21 protein-coding genes are annotated in these 21,027 nt (G+C 67.7%); 10 read left to right on the forward strand and 11 right to left on the reverse strand.

The genetic code is table 11. From position 1 onward, the window contains the following. Window positions 1–99: 99 nt before the first annotated feature. From EJ105_RS08470 to EJ105_RS08480, 3 genes are all read right to left on the reverse strand, one after another. Window positions 100–1,074, reverse strand: a complete 975-nt coding sequence (locus EJ105_RS08470) for a quinone oxidoreductase family protein (RefSeq protein WP_029558368.1) — start codon at window positions 1,072–1,074, stop codon at window positions 100–102. A 68-nt stretch (window positions 1,075–1,142) separates the two neighbouring features. Next, window positions 1,143–1,898, reverse strand: a complete 756-nt coding sequence (locus EJ105_RS08475) for an SDR family oxidoreductase (RefSeq protein WP_250165985.1) — start codon at window positions 1,896–1,898, stop codon at window positions 1,143–1,145. Continuing rightward, complete coding sequence (locus EJ105_RS08480) at window positions 1,895–2,650, reverse strand: TerC family protein (protein WP_250165986.1); 756 nt, start codon at window positions 2,648–2,650, stop codon at window positions 1,895–1,897. The genes EJ105_RS08475 and EJ105_RS08480 overlap by 4 nt, the downstream gene beginning before the upstream one ends. Before the next feature lie 172 nt (window positions 2,651–2,822). On the opposite strand from EJ105_RS08480, the gene EJ105_RS08485 reads away from it, so the two are divergent. Further along, window positions 2,823–4,001, forward strand: a complete 1,179-nt coding sequence (locus EJ105_RS08485; protein WP_250165987.1) for a UbiH/UbiF family hydroxylase — start codon at window positions 2,823–2,825, stop codon at window positions 3,999–4,001. Between the two features lie 31 nt (window positions 4,002–4,032). Here the strand turns inward: EJ105_RS08485 and EJ105_RS08490 are convergent, their stop codons facing one another. Both EJ105_RS08490 and EJ105_RS08495 read right to left on the reverse strand, forming a co-directional pair. After that, entirely contained in the window at window positions 4,033–4,989 is a 957-nt protein-coding gene (locus tag EJ105_RS08490) for an AEC family transporter (RefSeq protein ID WP_024279210.1), read from the reverse strand. Between the two features lie 95 nt (window positions 4,990–5,084). Next, window positions 5,085–5,900 carry a gamma-glutamylcyclotransferase family protein gene (locus tag EJ105_RS08495; protein WP_250165988.1) on the reverse strand — a complete coding sequence of 272 codons (816 nt, stop codon included), beginning with the start codon at window positions 5,898–5,900 and terminating at the stop codon, window positions 5,085–5,087. Window positions 5,901–6,044: 144 nt separating this feature from the next. Here EJ105_RS08495 and EJ105_RS08500 point away from each other — a divergent pair, with 144 nt between their 5' ends. Both EJ105_RS08500 and hspQ read left to right on the forward strand, forming a co-directional pair. Beyond that, the gene (locus EJ105_RS08500) at window positions 6,045–7,085 is read left to right on the forward strand and encodes an HpcH/HpaI aldolase/citrate lyase family protein (RefSeq protein WP_029558363.1); all 1,041 of its coding nucleotides are present in this window, start codon (window positions 6,045–6,047) and stop codon (window positions 7,083–7,085) included. A gap of 199 nt (window positions 7,086–7,284) precedes the next feature. After that, window positions 7,285–7,608 (forward strand): heat shock protein HspQ, encoded by a 324-nt coding sequence (gene hspQ, locus EJ105_RS08505; RefSeq protein WP_024279213.1) that lies wholly within the window; start codon window positions 7,285–7,287, stop codon window positions 7,606–7,608. A gap of 96 nt (window positions 7,609–7,704) precedes the next feature. On the opposite strand, the gene EJ105_RS08510 is transcribed toward hspQ, so the two are convergent. Then, entirely contained in the window at window positions 7,705–8,640 is a 936-nt protein-coding gene (locus EJ105_RS08510; protein WP_029558362.1) for a peptidylprolyl isomerase, read from the reverse strand. 383 nt (window positions 8,641–9,023) lie between these two features. Here EJ105_RS08510 and rpmF point away from each other — a divergent pair, with 383 nt between their 5' ends. Both rpmF and EJ105_RS08520 read left to right on the forward strand, forming a co-directional pair. Beyond that, window positions 9,024–9,209: a 50S ribosomal protein L32 gene (gene rpmF, locus EJ105_RS08515; RefSeq protein ID WP_024279215.1), complete on the forward strand. Its 186-nt coding sequence runs from the start codon at window positions 9,024–9,026 to the stop codon at window positions 9,207–9,209. A 406-nt stretch (window positions 9,210–9,615) separates the two neighbouring features. Continuing rightward, entirely contained in the window at window positions 9,616–10,023 is a 408-nt protein-coding gene (locus EJ105_RS08520) for a hypothetical protein (RefSeq protein WP_024279216.1), read from the forward strand. A gap of 92 nt (window positions 10,024–10,115) precedes the next feature. Here the strand turns inward: EJ105_RS08520 and phaR are convergent, their stop codons facing one another. Next, on the reverse strand, window positions 10,116–10,805 hold the full coding sequence (gene phaR / locus EJ105_RS08525) for a polyhydroxyalkanoate synthesis repressor PhaR (RefSeq protein ID WP_024279217.1): 690 nt from the start codon (window positions 10,803–10,805) through the stop codon (window positions 10,116–10,118). A gap of 298 nt (window positions 10,806–11,103) precedes the next feature. Between phaR and EJ105_RS08530 the strand changes: the two genes are divergently transcribed. After that, window positions 11,104–12,282, forward strand: a complete 1,179-nt coding sequence (locus tag EJ105_RS08530) for an acetyl-CoA C-acetyltransferase (RefSeq protein ID WP_029558360.1) — start codon at window positions 11,104–11,106, stop codon at window positions 12,280–12,282. A gap of 224 nt (window positions 12,283–12,506) precedes the next feature. Next, complete coding sequence (phbB, locus tag EJ105_RS08535) at window positions 12,507–13,229, forward strand: acetoacetyl-CoA reductase (RefSeq protein WP_250165989.1); 723 nt, start codon at window positions 12,507–12,509, stop codon at window positions 13,227–13,229. A gap of 59 nt (window positions 13,230–13,288) precedes the next feature. Here phbB and EJ105_RS08540 read toward each other — a convergent pair whose 3' ends face one another. Both EJ105_RS08540 and EJ105_RS08545 read right to left on the reverse strand, forming a co-directional pair. Further along, window positions 13,289–13,762, reverse strand: coding sequence for an acyl-CoA thioesterase (locus tag EJ105_RS08540; RefSeq protein ID WP_250165990.1), 474 nt, complete (start codon window positions 13,760–13,762; stop codon window positions 13,289–13,291). Window positions 13,763–13,850: 88 nt separating this feature from the next. Further along, window positions 13,851–14,762: a methyltransferase domain-containing protein gene (locus EJ105_RS08545; protein WP_250166150.1), complete on the reverse strand. Its 912-nt coding sequence runs from the start codon at window positions 14,760–14,762 to the stop codon at window positions 13,851–13,853. A 163-nt stretch (window positions 14,763–14,925) separates the two neighbouring features. On the opposite strand from EJ105_RS08545, the gene EJ105_RS08550 reads away from it, so the two are divergent. Both EJ105_RS08550 and EJ105_RS08555 read left to right on the forward strand, forming a co-directional pair. Next, window positions 14,926–16,221, forward strand: a complete 1,296-nt coding sequence (locus EJ105_RS08550) for a glycerate kinase type-2 family protein (RefSeq protein ID WP_250165991.1) — start codon at window positions 14,926–14,928, stop codon at window positions 16,219–16,221. A gap of 261 nt (window positions 16,222–16,482) precedes the next feature. Beyond that, entirely contained in the window at window positions 16,483–17,103 is a 621-nt protein-coding gene (locus EJ105_RS08555; protein ID WP_024279223.1) for a GNAT family N-acetyltransferase, read from the forward strand. 126 nt (window positions 17,104–17,229) lie between these two features. Here EJ105_RS08555 and EJ105_RS08560 read toward each other — a convergent pair whose 3' ends face one another. Continuing rightward, window positions 17,230–18,024, reverse strand: coding sequence for an invasion associated locus B family protein (locus EJ105_RS08560; RefSeq protein ID WP_051679223.1), 795 nt, complete (start codon window positions 18,022–18,024; stop codon window positions 17,230–17,232). A 320-nt stretch (window positions 18,025–18,344) separates the two neighbouring features. Between EJ105_RS08560 and EJ105_RS08565 the strand changes: the two genes are divergently transcribed. Beyond that, window positions 18,345–20,180, forward strand: coding sequence for an extracellular solute-binding protein (locus EJ105_RS08565; RefSeq protein WP_250165992.1), 1,836 nt, complete (start codon window positions 18,345–18,347; stop codon window positions 20,178–20,180). Between the two features lie 4 nt (window positions 20,181–20,184). On the opposite strand, the gene EJ105_RS08570 is transcribed toward EJ105_RS08565, so the two are convergent. Continuing rightward, window positions 20,185–20,673: a hypothetical protein gene (locus tag EJ105_RS08570; RefSeq protein WP_250165993.1), complete on the reverse strand. Its 489-nt coding sequence runs from the start codon at window positions 20,671–20,673 to the stop codon at window positions 20,185–20,187. Window positions 20,674–21,027 lie beyond the last annotated feature (354 nt).

Raw genomic sequence — 21,027 nt, forward strand, 5'->3', positions numbered from 1 at the left:
GGATACGCAAGTCATTGTCACTGCATGGGTGTGGGAATGTCGCGCATGCCTTGATCCGCCTCGCTCCCCCTCCCCATACGGAAGAGGGAGGCGCCAGTCTCACGGCAGAAGCAGCGTCGCCCCGGTGGTGTTGCGGCCTTCGAGGTCGCGGTGCGCCTTCTGCGCGTCCTTCAGCGCGTAGGTCTGGTGGATCGGGATCTTCACCGCGCCGGTCAGCACCGCCTCGAACAAATCGTTGGCGGTGGCGATGAGATCGGCGCGCTTGGCGACGAAGGTGGCGAGCGTCGGGCGGGTGGCGAACAGCGAGCCCTTGGCCGACAGGTGCAGCAGGTCGAAGTTCTTGATGGCACCGGAGGCGTTGCCGAAGCTCACGAACAGGCCGAGCGGTTTCAGGCAGTCGAGGGAGGCGGGATAGGTCGCCTGACCGACACCGTCATAGACCACGTCGCACAGCTTGCCGGAGGTGATCTCCTTCACCCGGTGAACGAAATCCTCGTCCCGGTAGAGAATCGCCTCGTCGCAGCCGTTGGCGAGGGCAAGCTCGGCCTTGTCCTTGGAACCCACGGTGCCGATCACGGTGGCGCCGAGATGCTTCGCCCACTGGCACAGGATGAGGCCGACGCCACCGGCGGCCGCCTGCACGAGAATCACGTCGCCCGGCTTGATGTGGTGGGTGCGGCGCACGAGATACTGCGCCGTCATGCCCTTGAGCATCATCGCCGCGGCGGTGCGGTCATCGATGGCGGCGGGCAGGTGGACGAGCGTGGCGGCGGGGACGTTCCGCACCTCGGCATACGCACCGATGGTCATGGCATAGGCCACGCGGTCGCCGGGGTGGAAATCGGTCACGTCGGGACCGACCGCCTCGACGACGCCGGCGCCCTCATTGCCGGGAATGAAGGGCATCGTCGCGGCCTTGTAGAGGCCGGTGCGGAAATAGACGTCTATGAAGTTGAGGCCGATGGCGGTGTGGCGCACCTGCACCTGACCGGGCCCGGGCGGGGGAACCACCACCTCTTCATAGGTGAGCACCTCGGGACCGCCCGTCTGATGCACCTGAACCGCATGGACCATGACCACCAACCCCTATCCTCCCGAGATGGCCCGGATCATAGGGCGGGCCGGGTGGGCCGCAAGCGGCGTCAGCGGCCTCCCGAGATCTTGAGCACCGCGCCCGTGGTATAGCTCGCCGCCTCCGACAGCAGAAACAGCACCGCCTCGGCCACCTCCTCGGCCGTGCCGGGCCGGCCGATGGGGATGGAGGGCGCGAGTCGCTCCAGCCGCCCGACGACGCCGCTCGCATCGTGGATGTCGGTAGCGATGAGGCCCGGGGCGATCGCGTTCACCCGGATGCCCTCCCGCGCCACCTCGCGTCCGAGACCCAGGGTGAAGCTGTCGATGGCGCCCTTGCTGGCGGCGTACCAGACATATTCGCCCGCCGAGCCCAGCGTCGCCGCCATGGAGGAGATGTTGACGATGGCGCCGCCCTTGCCGCCCCGCGCGGTGGACATGCGGCGCACCGCCTGCTGCGCCACGAGGATCGCGCCGGTGACGTTGAGATCGATGACGCGGGCCATCTCGGCCGGGTCGGCATCGGCGAAGGGACCGGCGCGGCCGGTGATGCCGGCGTTGTTCACGAGGTCGGTGATGGCACCGAGATTGGCGTCCACCTCCTCATAGAGACGCGTGATGTCCTTCGGCCGGGCCATGTCGCCCTTGACGACCAGCACCTGCGCCCCGAGCGCCCGCGCCTCGGCGGCCACGTCGTCCGCCGCCGCGGCGTCACGGGTGTAGTTGATGGCGATGCGCCCGTAACCGGCTTCCGCCGCACGCCGCACGCAGGCCGCGCCGATGCCCCGGCTGCCGCCCGTGACCAGCAGGACCTTGTCCGCGTTCATTGCTCGCCTCCCCTGTGCAGCACGATCCGCCGCTTGCGCCTGCCGGCGGCTGCGACGTTCAGCACCTCCACCATCACCGAGAAGGCCATGGCCGCATAGATGTAGCCTTTGGAGATGTGGGCGCCGAAGCCGTCGGCCACCAGCGTCACGCCGATCAGCACCAGGAAGGCGAGCGCCAGCATCTTGGTGGTGGGGTGGGTGGCGATGAAGGCGGACAGCGGGCCGGAGGCCACGAACATGATGCCGACCGCGATGATGACGGCCAGCACCATGATGGCGAGATGCTCCGCCATGCCGATGGCGGTGAGGATGGAATCCACCGAGAAGACGAGATCGAGCAGGATCACCTGCACCACGATCCCGGCGAAGGCCCGCTTGGCCGCGCCGGCGATGGCCTCCTCGCTCGGTTCGTCTTCTCCTTCGAGAGCGCCGTGCATCTCGGACGTCGCCTTGGCGATGAGGAAGGCGCCGCCGCCGATGAGGATGATGTCGCGCCAGGAAAACTCGTGGCCGAATGCCGTGAAAAGCGACTGCCTGAGCCCGATCAGCCAGGAGAGGGCGAACAGCAGGCCGATGCGCAGCAGCAGCGCCGCGGAAAGGCCGATCTGCCGCGCCCGTAGCGCCTCGGCCGGCGGAAGGCGCTGCACCACCAGCGAGATGAACACGACATTGTCGATGCCGAGCACGATCTCCATCGCCGTCAGCGTTACCAGCGCCGCCCAGGCTTCCGGCGACGTGATCCAGTCCAACATCGGCGCACTCCCCTGCCCCAGATTCGCGAAGGCTGATCGCAACGCGGCGGGACCGCAAGTGCACCTGCACTGGTCCGGGGCCTCATCCCGCACGTATCCGCGGCATCTCCGCAGCTTTCGCCGCGGCAGACTCGGCTCTAGTGTCCCGTGATCCGACCATGAGGAGGCAGCGATGGAACACGACGTGATGCACGAGGTGGTCGTCGTCGGCGCAGGTCCCGCCGGGCTTGCCACCGCCATCGGCCTCGCCGCGCGTGGCGTCTCGACCGCGCTCGTCACCGGCCCCGATCGCGGCGCGGATCACCGCACCACGGCGCTGCTGGAAGGCTCGGTGCGCATTCTGGAAGAGTTCGGCGTGTGGTCGCAGATCGCGCCCCGTGCCGCGCCGCTGCGCGACATGCGCATCGCGGATGCCACGCGCCGGCTGGTCCGCGCGCCGGAAGTGACCTTCCGCTCGGCCGAGATCGGCCTCGACGCCTTCGGCTACAACATCGAGAACGACGCCCTGCGCAACGGCCTCCTCGCCGCGGCGATGGAGATGCCGAACCTCCACATCGCCCGCACCTCCGTGGAGCGCATCGATTTCGGGCCGGATGCCGTGACGCTCACGCTTGCCGACGGCACGCGCCTTGCCGCGCGCCTCGTCGCGGGGGCGGACGGGCGGCAATCCACGGTGCGTGCCGCCGCCGGCATCAAGATGCGCAACCGCGCCTATCCGCAGGTGGCCTTCACCGCCACGGTGCAGCACACGCGGCCCCATGAGGACACCTCCACGGAATTCCACACCGAGAGCGGTCCCTTCACCCTGGTGCCGCTGACGGGCGACCGCTCCTCCATCGTCTGCGTGGTCACCGAGCGTGAGGCCATCCGCCTGCTCGGCCTCAGCGATGAAGCCCTGGCACGTGAGCTCGAGGCGCGCGCTTCCTCCGTGCTCGGCCGGTTCGAGATGGAAGGCGGCCGCGGCGCATTCCCGCTGGCAGCGGAGACGGCGGAAAGCCTGGTCGGCGACCGCATCGCGCTCTTGAGCGAAGCCGCCCACATCATGCCGCCCATCGGCGCGCAGGGGCTCAATCTCGGCCTCAGGGATGCGGCGGCATTGGTCGCTCTTGCGGCGGACGCGGTGGCGACGGGGCGCGATCCCGGCAGCCGCGAGGTGCTCGCCCGCTATGCGGACAAGCGCCAGCGCGACATCAGCGGCCGCATGACGGCCGTCGATCTCCTCAACCGTTCGCTGCTGTCCGATCTCGTGCCGGTGCAGAGCGTACGCGGCTTCGGCCTGTATCTGCTCGATCGCGTCGGCCCGCTGCGGCGGAGGCTGATGCGCCTCGGCATCGGCGACAAGGCTGCGTAAGGCTGGCCGCGTAAAGCTGGCTGCGTGAGGCTCAGAACAGGCTGAGCGGGATGAGGTGCTCGCGCAGCAAATAGAGCATCAGCGTCACCGTCACGACCGACGACAGGGTGCCAAGGAGGACGGCGGTGGACGCCTCCTCCACGAACACATGATATTGCCGCGCCAGCACGAACACGTTCAGCGCCGGCGGCAGCGCGGCCATGAGCAGCAGCGTCTGCTCCCAAACTGGCGAGAACGGCCCGAACACCGAGAGCGAGACCAGCGCCACGAACGGGTGGACAAACAGCTTCAGGCTCAGGAGCGGCGCGAGTTCCACCGGCACGCGCTTCAGCGGGCGCAGCGCCACGGTCACGCCAAGGGTGAACAGGGCGCAGGGGGCGGCCGCGTTCTTCAGATAGTCCAGCATCCGCGAGAGGGCGTCCGGCTCCTTGAACTCGAACGCCGCCGCCAGCACGCCCAGCAGGGTGGCGATGTTGAAGGGGTGGGTCAGCACCCTTTTGGCGATGAGCACGAAGGTGTGCCCGAGGCTCTCCCCCCGCCCCCGCGTCGCCATCAGCAGCGGCACGACGGTGAAGAAGAACATGCTGTCGGTGGCGAAGATAAGCGCTGCGGGGCTGGCGGCGGCCTGCCCGAAGGCGGCGAGCGTCAGGCCCGGCCCCATGTAGCCCACATTGGCATAGGCGCCGGCCGTGAGCGCGATGGCCGCCTCGCCGATATTCCCCTTGCGAAACCAGAGGCCGACGCCCAGCGCCAGCAGGGACATGGTGGCGGTGGAGGCCAGCACGGCGAGGATGAAGGCCGGATTCGCCAGCTCGTGGAACGGCGTCTGCGCCACGATGCGATAGAACAGCGCCGGCAGCGCCACATAGATGATGAAGAAGGAGAGCCAGGCGAGCCCCGCCTCCGGCAGCTTCACCCTGCGGCCGCAGAAATAGCCGAGGAGGATCAGGCCGAAGAACGGAAAGGCGAGGCCGAAGAGGTCGCTCATGATCGCCGGAGGCTGGCCGGAAGGCGGAGAAAGGAGGCAGCGGGTACCCCCTTCCTACAAATCCCTGCGAAGGATGGAAAGCGTGGGCGCGCCGATCAGCGCGGCGGCGTCGCTGCCTTGCCCATCAGATGCCGCACCGCATAAAGCTCCGGATAGAGCCGGTTGCGGAACTGGCTCGCCGCCGGCTCCACCGTCGCAAGCAGGCGATCGATGGCCCCCGAACGCGGCGTGTCGGCCCAGGCGCGGCGGGCGATGGGGCGGTCGTCGAGCCAGAAGGGGCTCCAGTCGAGCGTGGTCTCGATGAGTTCCCGCGCGAAGTCCGGCCCTTCGTCGAGGGAGCCCTGCATCACCACGTCGATATAGGACTGGAGCAGCGGGAAGTTCACGTCCGGCCGCTGGAGGTCATCCGGCCCCTTGCCGGCGGATTCCTTGGGCACATAGACCCAGATCTTGCCGACGCGCGGCAGGCCTTCCCAATCGATGGCCTCCACATGGGCCTGGTCCAGCTCCACCCGGTCATAGCCGCCCTCGCGGGCATCGAAGGACGCAAGCTCGGCTTCGTCCTTCACCGGGAAGATGACGCCGTTGATGCTGCCCGGCTCCTCGCCCGGCATCCGCGGCCGGATGCCGAGGGCGGTGAATCCCGCCGTACCTTCCCGCGGGGTGAAGCGCGATGCCCACGAGCGCACATAGCCGAAGCTGCCGGCGATTCGGGCGGCGATGGCCGGCACGGGGCGGCCGGACGTCGCGGTCCGGGACGGCCCGCTGATGAGTGAGCCGTAGCCGAACAGGAACTCGCGCGGGGCATTGGCGAGGCGCTGGCCCCAGAAGTCCCTTGCCGTCGCCGGCAGGGTAGAAGAAGCCGCCAGCCCGGCGAGACCGCCGAGCACACCGCGCCGCGTAATTGTCATGCCTCGATTCCCCCTGCCCGACGGGCGCCAGCCCGGTCGCCCTGAAGTCGTGTTGCGCAGGCCGGCCACCTATGCTGCATTGCAATCAACAGGTTCTGCGGGGGGGTTATATGCCCCCTTGCCTGCATCCACACGGGGGGACTCATGAAGCTGCCGCGCCAATTCTTCAAGCCGCTCGCCATCGGCGCGCCCGCACCATATCGCGAGCTGCCGGTGCGGCTTGAGCGCATGATCCATTTCGTGCCGCCCCACCTGGAGAAGATGCGCGCCAAGGTGCCGGATATTGCCAAGCAGGTGGACGTGGTTCTCGGCAATCTGGAGGACGCGATTCCCTCCGATGCCAAGGAAGCCGCCCGCAAGGGCTTCATCGAGATGGCCAAGGCCACCGATTTCGGCTCCACCGGCCTGTGGACCCGCATCAACTGCCTCAACAGCCCGTGGGTGCTGGACGACATCATCGAGATCGTCAGCGAAATCGGCAACAAGCTGGACGTCATCATGCTGCCCAAGGTCGAGGGCGCGTGGGACATCCATTATCTCGACCAGCTCCTCGCTCAGCTCGAGGCGCGCCATTCCATCCAGAAGCCCATCCTCATCCACGCCATTCTTGAGACCGCCGAGGGCGTGAAGAATGTGGAGGAGATCGCCGCCGCCTCTCCGCGCATGCACGGCATGAGCCTCGGCCCGGCCGACCTTGCTGCCTCGCGCGCCATGAAGACCACCCGCGTCGGCGGCGGCCACCCGGACTACAAGGTGCTGGCCGACCCGGACGGCGACAAGCCGCGCATCGGCTACCAGCAGGACCTTTGGCATTATACCGTCGGCAAGATGGTGGACGCCTGCGCCGCCAACGGCATCAAGCCCTTCTACGGCCCGTTCGGCGACTTCGCCGACCTCGCCGCGTGCGAGAGCCAGTTTCGCAATGCCTTCCTCCAGGGCTGCGTCGGCGCCTGGTCGCTGCACCCCACGCAGATCGAGATCGCCAAGCGCGTCTTCTCGCCGGATCCGGGCGAGGTGGCGTTCGCGCTCAAGATTCTCGAAGCCATGCCGGACGGCGCGGGCGCGGTGATGATCGACGGCAAGATGCAGGACGACGCCACCTGGAAGCAGGCCAAGGTGATCGTCGACCTTGCCCGCATTGTCGCAGCCAAGGACCCGGAAATGGGCAAAGCCTACGGATTGTGAGAGAATTGATTAACCAACGGCCGCGGCGAAGGTCGCCGCGGCTCTTCCACCCGGTGTCGGGCGGAGCGGAAAAGTCAGGAAGAGGCGGGATATGGCCAGCCAGGACAAAGCGCGCGCAAAGCCCGCAATCGTTGCTCCCATTGGCGACGGCATCCCCGAAGACCCCACGCATTACGCTGCGTCAGAACTCGGTGCCGGCATGCGGCAGGCGAAATTCCGCATCGGCGAGGTGGTGCGCCACAAGCACTTCCCCTTCCGGGGCGTGGTGTTCGATGTGGACCCGGTGTTCGACAACACCGAGGAGTGGTGGCTCTCGATTCCCGAGGACATCCGCCCCCACAAGGACCAGCCGTTCTACCATCTGCTCGCCGAGAACGCGGACAGCGAATACGTCGCCTATGTCTCCGAGCAGAATCTGGAGCGCGACCCCTCCGAGGAGCCGGTGCGCCACCCCAAGGTCACCGAGGCGCTTTCCGAGGACGGCGCCGGCGGCTGGCGGGTGCGGCCCGATCTGGTGAACTGACGAGCAGTTCACGCGGCGCTTGAACCAATAAAAAACCCCCGGCCACAAGCCGGGGGTTTTTCTTTTGGAGAGAAAGAGACGGCAGCTGCCGCCGGCTCACTTCTTGGCCGGATCGGCCGCAGGCGCCGCCGGAGCGGGTGCGGCAGGAGCCGCGGGAGCGGCCGGGGCGGCGGTCTTCTCGATCTTGGCGTCGGCGCGCAGCTTCGTCACCATGTCGGCCTGCGCCTTGCGGACGAGATACTGCTCAACCTGGTCCTCGACCTGCTCATAGGATGGCACGGCCTTCTGGCGCTTGTCCTCGACCTTGATGACGTGCCAGCCGAACTGGGTCTTCACCGGATCGGAGACCTGACCCTTCTCCAGCTTGAACGCCGCCGCGGCGAATTCCGGCACCATCTGGTCCTTGGTGAAATAGCCGAGGTCGCCGCCGTCCTCGGCGCTGTCCTTGGAATTTTCCTTGGCGAGCTTGGCGAAGTCCTCGCCGGCCTTGGCCCGCTTGGCGATATCCTTGGCCTTGGCCTCGTCGTCCACCAGGATGTGACGGGCGTGGACTTCCATGTCGGCGGGCGCCGACTTCACCAGCTCGTCGTAGGTCTTGCGCTTGAGCTCGGCGGAAACGGCCTTCTTGGCCTCCTGCATCATGAGCGCTTCCATCAGCGCCTTCATGCGGGCGTAGGCGAGGCGATTCTGGAACTCGGGGGTCTGGTCGACCTTCTGCGCCTCGGCGGCCTTGGCGATGAGGGTCATGTCGGTCAGGAACGACAGGACGTATTCATCGCGGGCCGGGCCGCGGACTTCGGGCGGCAGGCCGGAGCCGATGTCCTCGATGGCGATGTTCAGCTCGCTCTGGCGGATGGGCGTACCGTTGACGGTGACGAGGACCGGATCGGCGGCGGGCGCCGCAGCAGGGGCCGCTGCGGGTGCAGCCGCAGGTGCCGGGGCCCCCTGCGCCAACGCCGCCCCAACGGAAGCCGCGGAAACCGAGGCCGCGAGCAGGGCGGCGAAGAGGGAAAGCTGAGCGGAACGCTTCATGGGGCCGTTTTCCTCGGATATGTGTCGTCGGATGCGCCGATGCGCGCGCAACCTTGCTCACGTGTCCTCCTCTGACAAGAGGGCATTGTTGCGGCATACCCGCGACCGGAAAACGCACGGCGGGGCTTTCGTTCCCGCGCGCGAGCCTGTATAAGGCGCGCCTTCAATCGGGAATGCTGGCCCACGGGCGAGCCCCGCGCACTGCCCTCACGCAGTTCGCAACCGGGCTCGAGACGAACGCGTACAGGCTTCGTCATCCGTCTTCGGGCTCGGCGCGCACCGATCACAAGTTCGAAAAGCCGCAAGGGCGCCAGCCGGCGCGCTCGCATGTTGCGCCAGTTGGCAGTTCAGTTGGCTCGTTACGCCGTTCAGGAGTTTGGACAATGGCTGTCCCGAAGAGAAAGACCTCGCCGTCCCGTCGCGGCATGCGCCGTTCGGCCGACGCGCTGAAGCAGCCCACCTATGTGGAAGACAAGGATTCGGGCGAGCTGCGCCGTCCGCACCACGTCGACCTGAAGACCGGCATGTATCGCGGCCGGCAGATCCTGAAGCCCAAGGCCGAGGCCTGAGCTTCACGTCGCGGTGGCCCTCACGGCCGCCCGCTGCAGCGCCGGCGCACGCCGCCGGCGCGCCTACCCTCTTCAGGGGTGATTCCCGCCGCCGCAACCGCTGAGCGATTCGCTCTTCCCTCCGGGCGGGCCGATTGAATCCCATCATGATTCATTAACGCTGACCGGCGCGCGACATCGCGCCCGTGCCGTTGCGTTCGCGATGCGGCCGCCCCGTCGCGGCCCTGCCCGGCGCTTGATTCTCCCGGCATCCGCCCGAGGCGGACGGCCGGCAGGCGCAATCCCCCGACGCCTCCGCATTCGTGACATTCGGCGCCCGATGTGTCATCGCATCGGCGGAGCCGGGACGGCGCCATGGGCGAAGGCCCTGGGCATTTTCCCGGCTGAGCGGCCCCGAGGAGCACCAATGCTGACGCCCGTCCCGTTGCTGATCGTCCCCCTCGCCCTCTACAACATCATGGTCTTTCTGATGCCCGGCACGGAATGGACCACCGTGCTCACCACGGTCGAGATGATGTCGGGCGCCCACTGGACGATCACCCTCGCGGAAGGGTTCATCGCTCTGAGCCTGTTCTTCCTGTTCTTCGAGATTCTGAAGTCGACCCGCATCAGCTCGCGCTCGATCATCGATCACATGCTGTCGATGCTGGTGTTCGCGGCAGGCCTGGCCGAATTCCTGCTGGTGCGCCCGGCCGGCAACTCGGTATTCGCGATCCTGCTGTGCATCATGCTGCTGGATGTGGTGGCCGGATTCTCGGTCTCGATCCGCGTCGCCCAGCGCGATTTCACGGTCGACCCGCGCGGGCAGCAGTAAAAAGCCCGGCACCGCGGCCGGACTTGAACCGGCCCTCGCGAATCCTTCGGTCCAAACCGCCGGCCCCCGCAAGGGTGGCCGGCGTCGGTTTCTCAGCTCCCGCTGCCTTCCTTCGGGCTGCGGATCTCGCTCGGCGCATCGTTCTTGGCGACGAGCTTGGGCTCGGGCTTCGGAACGAGCTGCTCCAGCTTCGCCTGCATGTCGGCCATCTGGCGCTTCAGAGCGTCAAGCTCGTCCACTCGCTCGGGCTGCGGCGCAGGCTGCGCAGGTGCGGCAGCCGGAGTGGTCGCGGTCCCGGCCGGCTCATCCCCCTTGGGGAAAGGCAGGAACATGTGGAAGGCGCGCTCGAACACTTCCATGTTGCGACGCACCGTCTCGTCCAGACCGGCGAACGGAGCGCCCGGCACCGGAAAGGGCGTCCCCGCGAGCGTCTGGGAGAGGTGATCGCGGAACTTGCCCTGATCCTTGGTGAAGCTGTCGATGGACGCTTCCAGGTACCGCGGAACCAGCATCTGCATGCTGTCGCCGTAGAAGCGGATGATCTGGCGCAGAAAAGCGATGGGCAGAAGGTTCTGCCCCTTGTTTTCCTGCTCGAAGATAATCTGCGTCAGTACCGAATGGGTGATGTCCTCGCCGTTCTTGGCGTCGTACACCACGAAATCCTCGCCTTCCTTCACCATGTTGGCGAGGTCTTCGAGCGTCACATAGGTGCTCGTCCCCGTGTTGTAGAGACGGCGGTTCGCGTATTTCTTGATGGTGACTGGCTCTTGCGTTTTTGCCATCGTCCGGTCATCCGTTTCCTTGGGCGGAACGGCAGGTTAAGGCGTTTCCAAGTGCAGAGCTACCACTTTGTGTGCGCTGCCCATCCCTCCTTTCGCAGCGCAGACTCCGACCTTTGCCGAAGCGCGCCGGGCCTGCGGCCGACCAAGGTTGAATAGCTGCTTTTGACCGGCCCCCTTGCCATGCGATGGGTCATTGACACATGGTCCGGCCCGGACACGATAGAGGTCAAGCCTTCCCACTCGCCATTCGGCAAAGAGGCGCGGAGCCACCCGCCCGATCTTCCCAGGAGAGACTTCCATGAAGGACGAGGTCGTCATCGTCGCCGCCGCGCGTACCCCTGTCGGGTCGTTCAACGGCGCGCTCGGCACGCTGCCCGCGCATGAGCTCGGTGCCATCGCCATCAAGGCCGCCCTCGAGCGCGCCGGCGTGGCGCCGGCCGCCGTGAGCGAGGTGATTCTGGGCCAGGTGCTCACCGCCGCCCAGGGCCAGAACCCCGCCCGCCAGGCCTCGATCAAGGCCGGCGTGCCCATCGAGGCGCCCGCCTATGAGGTACAGATGGTGTGCGGCTCGGGCCTGCGCTCCGTCGCGCTCGGCGCCCAGGCCATCGCCAACGGCGACAGCGAGGTCGTGGTGGCCGGCGGCCAGGAATCCATGAGCCAGTCCACCCACGCCGCGCATCTGCGCAACGGCGTGCGCATGGGCAATGCCGACTTCGCCGACACCATGATCAAGGACGGCCTGTGGGATGCCTTCAACGGCTACCACATGGGTGTGACCGCGGAGAACGTGGCCAAGGAATTCCAGATCACCCGCGCCGAGCAGGACGAGTTCGCCGTCGCCTCCCAGAACAAGGCGGAGGCGGCCCAGAAGGGCGGCAAGTTCAAGGACGAGATCGTCCCCGTCACCATCTCCAGCCGCAAGGGCGACGTGGTGGTGGATCAGGACGAGTACATCCGCCACGGCGCCACCATCGACGCGATGACCAAGCTGAAGCCCGCCTTCGCCAAGGACGGCACCGTGACCGCCGGCAACGCCTCCGGCATCAATGACGGCGCCGCCGCTGTGGTGCTCATGAGCGCCGCCCGCGCCAAGGCCGAGGGCAAGACGCCCCTCGCCCGCATCGTCTCGTGGGCGCAGGCCGGCGTCGATCCGTCCGTCATGGGCACGGGCCCGATCCCGGCCTCCAAGCTGGCGCTGGAGAAGGCCGGCTGGTCCAAGGATGATCTCGACCTGATCGAGGCCAACGAGGCGTTCGCCGCCCAGGCCATCGCCGTCAACAAGGGCCTCGGCTGGGATACCTCCAAGGTCAACGTGAACGGCGGCGCCATCGCCATCGGCCATCCGATCGGCGCCTCGGGCACCCGCATCCTCGTGACCCTGCTGCACGAGATGCAGAAGCGCGATGCCAAGAAGGGCCTCGCCACCCTCTGCATCGGCGGCGGCATGGGCATCGCCATGTGCCTCGCACGCGATTGAGTTGCCTCGCGCGCGACTGAGCGCGTCGGTTTCAGGCAACCGGACGGGAGGCCACGCCCCAGGCCCCACCGTCCGGAACAGGGCCGCGACCTTCGATCGCGGCCCTCCGTTTCCGAACGGAAATACCGACTTGCTACACACCGCCCGAGCGTGGCTCGACCCGCTTGGGCTGGGTGGGGGAGTCTCCAGGTCGAGCCAATAGAGTGAAGTGAAGGAGGGAAACCATGGGACGCGTCGCATTGGTCACGGGCGGCACGCGCGGTATCGGCGAGGCAATCTCGGTGGCACTGAAGGCTGCCGGAAAGACCGTCGTCGCCAATTTCGCGGGCAATGAAGAGGCCGCCAAGGCCTTCACCGAAAAGACCGGCATTCCCGCTTACAAGTGGGACGTGTCCGATTTCGAGGCCTGCAAGGCGGGGATCGCCAAGGTGGAGGCCGAAGTCGGTCCCATCGAGGTCCTCGTCAACAACGCCGGCATCACCCGCGACGGCCAGTTCCACAAGATGTCGCTTGAGCAGTGGAACGCGGTGATCAACACCAACCTCAACTCCGCCTTCAACATGACGCGCAACGTCATCGAGGGCATGCGTGACCGCAAGTTCGGCCGCATCGTCTGCATCTCGTCGATCAACGGCCAGAAGGGCCAGTTCGGCCAGACCAATTATTCGGCCGCCAAGGCCGGCGAGATCGGCTTCGTGAAGGCCCTCGCTCAGGAAACCGCGAAGCTCGGAATCACGGTGAACGCCATCGCCCCCGGCTACATCGCCACCGAGATGGTGCGTGCGGTGCCGGCTGAAGCGCTGGCCAAGATCGTGGCGACCATCCCCGTCGGCCGCCTCGGCGAGCCGGAGGACATCGCCCGCGCGGTGGTCTTCCTCACCGCCGACGACGCCGGCTTCATCACCGGCTCGACCATGACCGTCAACGGCGCGCAGTACATCTGCTGATCGCGCCATCCGGCGACACAAGACGGCCCGTGTCCCCTCGGACGCGGGCCGTTTGCGTTTCAGACCACCAGTGTCTCAAGCAGCGCCCGCACCGGCGCAGGGATCGGCACCGGCCGCTGGGTCGCCCGCTCCACATAGACATGGACGAAATGCCCCTGCGCCGCCGCGCTCGGGTCGTCGCCCTGGAACAGGGCGATCTGGTAGCGCACCGAGGACGAGCCAAGCTTCGTCACCCGCATGGCAGCCTTGACCGGGGCCGGATAGGTGAGGCTGCGGAAATAGATGCAGCGCGTCTCCACCACGAGGCCGATGACCGGGCTCGACTGCGGGTCCAGCAGTCCGGCCGAAACGAGATGCTCGTTCACCACCGTGTCGAAGTAGGAATAATAGACCACGTTGTTCACGTGTCCGTAGACGTCCACGTCCATCCATCGGGTCGTGATCGGCAGCACATGCCTGAAGCCGTCGATCGTCACGGGCTCCTCGCGCGCCGCCGTGGCCCCTCCCGCGCCCGTCCCTGCCCCACCGCTCATTCCAGCCTCCCAATCGCATCCGCCGCCATTTAGAGGGAGCGGATGGGCGAGGCAAAGGGCGAGAAGCAAGGCAATGCAGGCCAGAGCTTCAGCCGGGCTCGTCGCCGGGCCGCAGCGGCTGCTCCGGCACCTTGAGGGCGTCGGCGAGGCGCATGCGCGCGGTGCCGGGGCGCAGCGGCTTCTGCTGGCTCTCGTGCGGCGCCCAGCCCGAGAGGAACACGATCTCGAACGTCGCGCGGACCTTGCCGTCGGGGTCCGCGAAGCGCTCGGCATAGACTTCCGCCGCGCGCAGCAGCGTCGCCCGGCGCAGCGGCACACGGCGGCGTTCGTTCAGCGAGTTGGCCCCACCCATGCGCCGCAAGTCCGAAAACAGGGTGAAGGGCGAGGAATAGCGCACCACCACGCGATCCACGTCCGTCACCGGCAGGGCGAACCCCGCCCGCTGCAGCAGGGCGCCGAGATCGCGCACGTCGGCGAACGGCGCGACGCGGGGCGAGAGGCCGCCCGTGGTCTCGCTCTCGGCAATGGCGAAGGCCTGCCGCAGTTCGGTGAGGCTGCTCCCGCCCAGCAGCGCGGCCATGAACAGCCCGTCCGGCTTCAGCGCCCGCCGCACCTGCGCCAGCACGCCCGGCAGGTCGTTCACCGACTGGAGCGCCAGCGCCGAAACCACAAGATCGAGGCTTCCGGGGGCGAACGGCAGAGCCTCCTCATCCGCCACCACGGCGGGCAGGACAAGATCTCCGACCAGCGGCGCGGCGCGGATCAGGCGCTCCACGGCCGGGTGCCCGGATAGGGCGGTGGCGAGCGCCGCGGTCGGCGTGCCGAGGTCCACGGCGCTCGCGAAGGTCCGCTTCACGGCCGAAAGCCGATCCGCCACATCCTCCGCCGCGCGCTCCAGCAGGAAGGTCTCCGGCCCCTGCCCGGCGGCACGGGCGAGGCGTCGGCGCAACAGCGGGCGATCGAAGACGAGATGGGGCGCGGTGTCGGCGGGGGCGGTCATGGCCCGCATATAGGCGCTCGGGCCGGCGGATGCACGCGCCCGGCGTTTCTGCCCGCCCCGGGAAAGCAGCCTTTCCCGCCGCGCTTATTGATCGGCGCCCGGCGAGCCGCTACAGGCCACGGACCCTATAAGACTTTCGCACAAGCGGACGGGAGAGCGCCCCATGGAAAAGGCAACCGGCACGACGGCAACCGGCACGGCCACGGCCTCCGACAGGGAGATCCTGCTCGCGCTCTTCGAAACCGCCCTTGCCGCTGCTCTGCCGGAAGGCAAGTTCAAGGACCGCCTCCCCGCCCCGCCCGACGCTGCGAAAGGCGGCCGCACCATCGTCATCGGCGCCGGCAAGGCCTCCGCCCGCATGGCCCGCGCCTTCGAGGAGGAATGGGGCCGCCCCTGCGAGGGCCTCATCGTCACCCGCTACGGCCATGGCTGCGAGACGAAGCACATCGAGATCGTCGAGGCCGCCCACCCTGTGCCGGATCAGGCCGGGCTCGACGCCGCCCGCCGCATCCTGGAGCTGGCGCGCAGCGCGGGGCCGGACGATCTCGTGGTGTGCCTCATGTCCGGCGGCGCCTCCTCTCTGCTCACCCTTCCGGCCGAGGGGCTGACGCTCGCCGACAAACAGGCGCTCAATTCCGCGCTCCTCAAGTCCGGCGCGCCCATCGGCGTGATGAACCGGGTGCGCAAGTCCATGTCCGCCATCAAGGGCGGGCGCCTCGCCGCCGCCATCGCGCCGGCACGGGCCGTCACCTACCTCATCTCCGACGTGCCGGGCGACGACCCCGCCGCCATCGGCTCCGGTCCCACCATTCCCGAGGCGTCCGATCCGGAGGCCGTGCTCGGCCTGATGCGCACGTGGGGTATCGAGATCACCGACAAGCTGGAGCAGGTCATCCGCGCCAACACGGTTTCGGGCGACGCCATCCCCGGCCAGGAGGTGCACATGATCGCGACGCCGCTCATGGCGCTGAAGGCGGCCGAGGAAAAGGCGAAGGCGCTCGGCCTCACCCCGCTCATCCTCGGCGACGCCATCGAGGGCGAGGCACGGGAGGCGGGCAACGTCTTCGCCGGCATCGCCCGCTCCGCCTCCGAACACGGCCTGCCGGCGGCCGCGCCCTGCGTGCTGCTCTCCGGCGGCGAGACCACGGTGACAGTGCGGGGCAAGGGACGCGGCGGGCGCAGTGTGGAATTCCTCCTTGCCCTCGCCATCGCCCTCAAGGGCCGGGAGGGCATCTCCGCCATTTCCTGCGACACGGACGGCGTGGACGGCACCGAGGACAATGCCGGCGCCTGGTTCGACGCGGCGCTTCTGGCCGACGCCGCTGCGCGGGAGCTGAAGCCCGACGATTACCTCGCCAACAATGACGGCTACAGCTTCTTCTCCGCCCTCGACCGGCTGGTGATGACCGGGCCGACGCTGACCAACGTCAACGACTTCCGGGCGATTCTGGTGCGCTGACACCGGCGGCACCGATTGCGGCGGGCGTGTGCGTGCACGCGCCTGTTGCAGCGCAGCAGAGCTGCAGCGGACGCATGGCTCATTTAAATTGAGCGATATCAAAATGCTGATCGGTCTGGCCACCAAATCGGCATGGCTTTGCCGTATTGGTCAACGTCAGCCCTATTGACCTTTGCTGCGCTGCACATAGTTTGAGGCACGAACAAACCGGGGGCGACCGGGAGGAAACCGGAGGTTTTAGACGCCAGTCTGGAGACCACTATGACCGATGAGGTCGCACCGGGGATTATCCGGAAGCTTTGGACCGGAGAGGCCGGACAGTTCCGGGACCATCTCCTCAGGCTCGACACGGAGAGCCGCCGGTTCAGGTTCGGCTCCGCAGTATCCCCTGAATTCATCGAACGCTATGCGTCGCGGGTGTTCCGCACCGGAGCCATCGTACATGGCTGCTTCGTCGACGGCGAGCTGCGTGCCGCCGCCGAGCTCTATCCCATGGGTGACGTGCTGCCTGGTGAGGCGGAAGCCGCCTTCAGCGTCGAGACCGCGTATCAGAACCACGGCCTCGGAACGCTGCTGCTCGACCGGGTGATCCTCTCCGCGCGCAATCGCGGCATCCGCTCGCTGTTCATGAGCTGCCTCGCCCATAACCGGCGCATGCAGCAGATCGCGCGCAAATACGACGCCGAGCTGAAGTTCGAGCACGACGAGGTCACGGCCGAACTGGTCGCGCCCTTCCCCACCGCACTCTCTCTGGCACAGGAAGCGGCGGCGGATGCCCAGGGCATGGCGGGCGCCGTGCTCCAGGCCCAGCGTCTTGCGACCGGCCGCCTGCTCGACATGTTCCTTCCCGCGGCGCCTGAGCCCGTGCTGGAACCGCACTGACCTGACCCGTCTGCCCCGACGTGAGACCCGGCCCTTCGCAAGGAGGGCCGGCAAACAAAAACCCCCGGCGGTGCCGGGGGTTTTTTCGTTTCAGCCAGACACCGGCCGAGTTGGTCCGGCCGGAAATCACTGGCCGGTTTTGGCCTTCTCGAGTTCCTGGCCCTTCTTGAGGAGGGCGGCCTTGCCCTGCTCTTCCTGCTGCTGGGCGGCGGCGCGGGCTTCTTCCATGCGCTTGCGCTCCAGCTCCATGGCGACCTTCGCGTCCATGCCGGGACCGTCATAGGCCTTGCCGAAGTCGGCGTTGGAGATGGGCAGGCTGAGGGTGCGGCCGGTGCCGTTCACCATCTGCAGGTAGACCGCATTGGCCTTGCGCAGCTTGGCGACGAAGGTGCCGTCGACCTCGAGATCGCCGATGCAGGTCGCGCCACCGCCCTGGATGGGCTGGCACAGCACGAACGGGATGTTGACCGGGTCCTTGTCGAGGGTGATGCGCAGGCCGGGCTGGAGGCGCATGCCGAGCGGCACGGAGATGTTGATGTGCTTCTTCGGCTCATCCTGCATCTCGATGATGTCGACCTTGGCGATCGCCTGGCTCTCAACACCGAGCACCTGGGTCAGCACGCAGACCTGCTTCTTCCGCTCGGGCACTTCCTGGCAGATCTTTTGCCACGGCGAGGCGGAGAACTTCACGTCGGGCTCGCCCTGCGGCGCCTGGCCCTGCTGGGGGGCACCGGCCGGAGCCGGGGCCGCGGCGGCGGGAGCGGCCGGCTTGGCGGCAGGCGCGGCGGGCTTGGCGGCGGGCGCAGCCGGCTTGGCCGTGGAGGGCTGGGTCTGGGCAAAGGCCGGACCGGCGAGCGCCACGGTGATCAGCGTGGCGGCGACGGACGCCGTGAGCCGCGCGGTGGAATGGGTCTTCGTCATCGTGGCCTTTCCTGTGGTCTCTGCCGCCGGGCTCCCGCATGCGCAGGCGCACACGCGCGCCGGAGCACCCCGCGCCCCCTCTCGGACACCGGCTCTCTCCTGCCCAATTGAGGCGAGAAGGTGACAAACCGGCCGTCATCTTCACATCTGGCGGCGGGCGCTAGATTGCGGAGGAATGCGGCCAACTGACGGCGCATTCTGCAACCCAAGGGAAATGCTGATACGCGGCCGCCCGCGAGCCCCATATGATGGCACGCGAATCATGGAGCCGCCTTTGCTAGGCTTGGCTTCATATGAAGCCAAGCAGCATCGGAGGCGCCATGATGACCGGCTGCGGAAACGTCGCGCGCCTGACGAGGACGGCTCCCGCGGTCGTCGCGCTCCTGCTGCTGGTTTTCGGCGCCACCAAACCGGCGGTTGCCCAGGCGCTTGACCAGGCGTCCGCCATCGCGATGCGTGGAAAGCCGGCCCTGCCCCCCGGCTTTACCTCCCTCGCCTATGCCAATCCCAACGCGCCCAAGGGCGGGCGGCTCACACTCTCCCTGCTCGGCACCTTCGACAGCCTGAACCCGTTCATCGTGAAGGGCACGTCGCCCGCCGTCCTGCGCGGCACGGTGACGGAGAGCCTGATGGCGCGTTCGCTCGACGAGCCCTTCACCCTCTATCCCCTGATCGCCCGCACCGTTTCCACGGATGAAAAGCGGTCCTTCGTCGAATTCGGCCTGGACCCGGCCGCCCGCTTCTCCGACGGCAGTGCGCTGACCAGCGCGGACGTGCTGTTCTCGTTCGCCCTCATGCGGGACATGGGACGGCCGAACCACCGGCTCTATTACGGCAAGATCACCAAGGCGGAGGCGCCGGACGCCCATACCGTGCGCTTCACCTTCGCCGAGCCCGACCCCGAGCTGCCGCTCATCATGGGTCTGATGCCGGTCTTCAGCGAGCAGGCGACCGACCGGGCGCGGTTCGAGGAGACCACCCTTGCCCCGCTCCTCGGCTCCGGCCCCTACAGGGTCACCAACGTCAATGCCGGCGCGGCGCTGACGCTGGAGCGCAATCCCGACTATTGGGGACGGAACGTCGCCTTCAATCGCGGCCTGTACAATTTCGACCGGCTCGACACCGTCTATTTCCGCGATGCCAACAGCGAGTTCGAGGCGTTCCGAAAAGGTCTGATCGACGCCCGGTTCGAAAGCGATCCCGGCCGATGGGAAACGGCCTACGATTTCCCCGCCGTCCGCAGCGGCGAGGTGGTGAAGGAGACCATCCCCACCGGCATTCCCAAGCCCTATTCCGCCTTCGTCTTCAACACGCGCCGCCCGCTGCTGGCGGACATCCGGGTGCGGCGGGCGCTCATCGAGCTGTTCGATTTCGAATGGCTGGACCGCAGCTTCTATCACGGCCTCTACCGCCGCACGGGCAGCTTCTTCGAAGGCTCGGCGCTGTCCAGCCTCGGGCGGCCGGCGGATGCCCGTGAACGCGCGCTGCTCGCTCCGTTCCCCGGCTCGGTGGTGCCCGATGTGCTCGCCGGCACCTATCGGCCGCCGGTCTCCGACGGATCGGGCCGCGACCGCACCCGGCTCAAGGCGGCGCTCGACCTTCTGGAACAGGCCGGCTTCGTGCTGCGCAAGGGTGCGCTGGTGGATGCGGCGAATGGTCGGCCGTTTGCGCTGGAACTCATGGTGGTCACACGCGACCAGGAGCGCCTCGCCCTCGCCTGGCAAGCGCAGCTGAAGCGGGCGGGCATCACGCTCAATGTGCGCAACGTGGATGCGGTGCAGTTCGACACCCGCCGGCAGGCCTATGATTTCGACATGATGCCCTACGCGTGGTCGCAATCCCTGTCGCCGGGCAACGAGCAGGCCTTCTATTTCGGCGCCGCCGCCGCCGACACGCCGGGCAGCCGCAACTATATGGGCGCGAAGGCACCGGCCATAGACGCCACCATCGCGGCCCTCATCGCCGCGCGGGACGAGGAGGCATATGTCGCCGCCGCGCGGGCGCTGGACCGGGTGCTGATCTCCGGCGCCTATGCGGTGCCGCTGTTCCACACGCCCGGGCAATGGCTCGCGCGTTGGACACGCATCGCCCGGCCGGAGCGGGCGTCCCTCTATGGCACCCTGCCGGAAACGTGGTGGCGGGTGCCGGGCAAATGAGCCCTCAGGCCGGCGCGGAGGCTGGCCGGGCGCGCGCGGCCAGCGTTCCCACGATCACGAAGGCCAGCAGCACCACGCCCTGCGCGATAGCGAACGGCGGCTCCGACTGGGTGGGCGCCAAAGCCGCCAGCGCCGGCACCTTGGCGAAGGCCTGCGCGACGGCGACGAACACCAGAAAATAGAGGCTCGCCACGGCGGCAGCCGCATAGACCGGGCGCCACACGCCGGCACGGCTAGCACCGTAGAGCGCATAGGCGGCCACCAGCACCACCAGGAGCGCGATGGCGCCCACCACGTGCGACGGCTTCACACCCGAGAACGGAAAGAGAAAGCCGGTCGCGCTCGTAAGGAAGGCGAGGGCGAGAAAGGCGGCGGTGATCCCCGCCCCGGCCCGTTCGCCCCGCATCAGGGCGAGTGTGACCGGAATCCCGAGAACGATGGCGATCAGGCTGATCCAGGTGTGCAGGCCGGTGAGTGTGGTCGGGTCGAACATGTCTGCCCCCTCGCGGTGCTGGAGCATGATGACGCAGCGTCAGGCTTTCCGCACGCCCGCCTTTGCGGCACGGGCGCAGCCAGTATCCGTTTGCGCAAAAATGACAGGCTTGGGCTGGACAGCGCCGCCGCAACGCAGCAAGTTATGCCGCAAGGGCAAATAACGGCCGCAATTGGCGATGAAGGTCTGCCCCTCTGTTTGCGGTAGTACCTTGCGGCAATACTTCGTACGCTGTACTTGGTCGCAACTACAGAATGGCGTGAGGATGCACGCCGCTCGGCGACGAATGCGTCGGCGATGGCCGCGAGTGCGAAAAGCACGGCCAATACAAGGAGTTCGGCAGGGACCATCGGG

It is taken from the genome of Xanthobacter aminoxidans, assembly GCF_023571765.1.
Taxonomy (GTDB): Bacteria; Pseudomonadota; Alphaproteobacteria; order Rhizobiales; family Xanthobacteraceae; genus Xanthobacter; species Xanthobacter aminoxidans.

What these genes read in the sequence shown, in the direction of transcription:
- EJ105_RS08470 (WP_029558368.1), bottom strand. Translation starts at nt 1,074, where the DNA reads ATGGTCCATGCGGTTCAGGTGCATCAGACGGGCGGTCCCGAGGTGCTC.
- EJ105_RS08475 (WP_250165985.1), bottom strand. Translation starts at nt 1,898, where the DNA reads ATGAACGCGGACAAGGTCCTGCTGGTCACGGGCGGCAGCCGGGGCATC.
- EJ105_RS08480 (WP_250165986.1), bottom strand. Translation starts at nt 2,650, where the DNA reads ATGTTGGACTGGATCACGTCGCCGGAAGCCTGGGCGGCGCTGGTAACG.
- EJ105_RS08485 (WP_250165987.1), top strand. Translation starts at nt 2,823, where the DNA reads ATGGAACACGACGTGATGCACGAGGTGGTCGTCGTCGGCGCAGGTCCC.
- EJ105_RS08490 (WP_024279210.1), bottom strand. Translation starts at nt 4,989, where the DNA reads ATGAGCGACCTCTTCGGCCTCGCCTTTCCGTTCTTCGGCCTGATCCTC.
- EJ105_RS08495 (WP_250165988.1), bottom strand. Translation starts at nt 5,900, where the DNA reads ATGACAATTACGCGGCGCGGTGTGCTCGGCGGTCTCGCCGGGCTGGCG.
- EJ105_RS08500 (WP_029558363.1), top strand. Translation starts at nt 6,045, where the DNA reads ATGAAGCTGCCGCGCCAATTCTTCAAGCCGCTCGCCATCGGCGCGCCC.
- hspQ (WP_024279213.1), top strand. Translation starts at nt 7,285, where the DNA reads ATGCGGCAGGCGAAATTCCGCATCGGCGAGGTGGTGCGCCACAAGCAC.
- EJ105_RS08510 (WP_029558362.1), bottom strand. Translation starts at nt 8,640, where the DNA reads ATGAAGCGTTCCGCTCAGCTTTCCCTCTTCGCCGCCCTGCTCGCGGCC.
- rpmF (WP_024279215.1), top strand. Translation starts at nt 9,024, where the DNA reads ATGGCTGTCCCGAAGAGAAAGACCTCGCCGTCCCGTCGCGGCATGCGC.
- EJ105_RS08520 (WP_024279216.1), top strand. Translation starts at nt 9,616, where the DNA reads ATGCTGACGCCCGTCCCGTTGCTGATCGTCCCCCTCGCCCTCTACAAC.
- phaR (WP_024279217.1), bottom strand. Translation starts at nt 10,805, where the DNA reads ATGGCAAAAACGCAAGAGCCAGTCACCATCAAGAAATACGCGAACCGC.
- EJ105_RS08530 (WP_029558360.1), top strand. Translation starts at nt 11,104, where the DNA reads ATGAAGGACGAGGTCGTCATCGTCGCCGCCGCGCGTACCCCTGTCGGG.
- phbB (WP_250165989.1), top strand. Translation starts at nt 12,507, where the DNA reads ATGGGACGCGTCGCATTGGTCACGGGCGGCACGCGCGGTATCGGCGAG.
- EJ105_RS08540 (WP_250165990.1), bottom strand. Translation starts at nt 13,762, where the DNA reads ATGAGCGGTGGGGCAGGGACGGGCGCGGGAGGGGCCACGGCGGCGCGC.
- EJ105_RS08545 (WP_250166150.1), bottom strand. Translation starts at nt 14,762, where the DNA reads ATGACCGCCCCCGCCGACACCGCGCCCCATCTCGTCTTCGATCGCCCG.
- EJ105_RS08550 (WP_250165991.1), top strand. Translation starts at nt 14,926, where the DNA reads ATGGAAAAGGCAACCGGCACGACGGCAACCGGCACGGCCACGGCCTCC.
- EJ105_RS08555 (WP_024279223.1), top strand. Translation starts at nt 16,483, where the DNA reads ATGACCGATGAGGTCGCACCGGGGATTATCCGGAAGCTTTGGACCGGA.
- EJ105_RS08560 (WP_051679223.1), bottom strand. Translation starts at nt 18,024, where the DNA reads ATGACGAAGACCCATTCCACCGCGCGGCTCACGGCGTCCGTCGCCGCC.
- EJ105_RS08565 (WP_250165992.1), top strand. Translation starts at nt 18,345, where the DNA reads ATGATGACCGGCTGCGGAAACGTCGCGCGCCTGACGAGGACGGCTCCC.
- EJ105_RS08570 (WP_250165993.1), bottom strand. Translation starts at nt 20,673, where the DNA reads ATGTTCGACCCGACCACACTCACCGGCCTGCACACCTGGATCAGCCTG.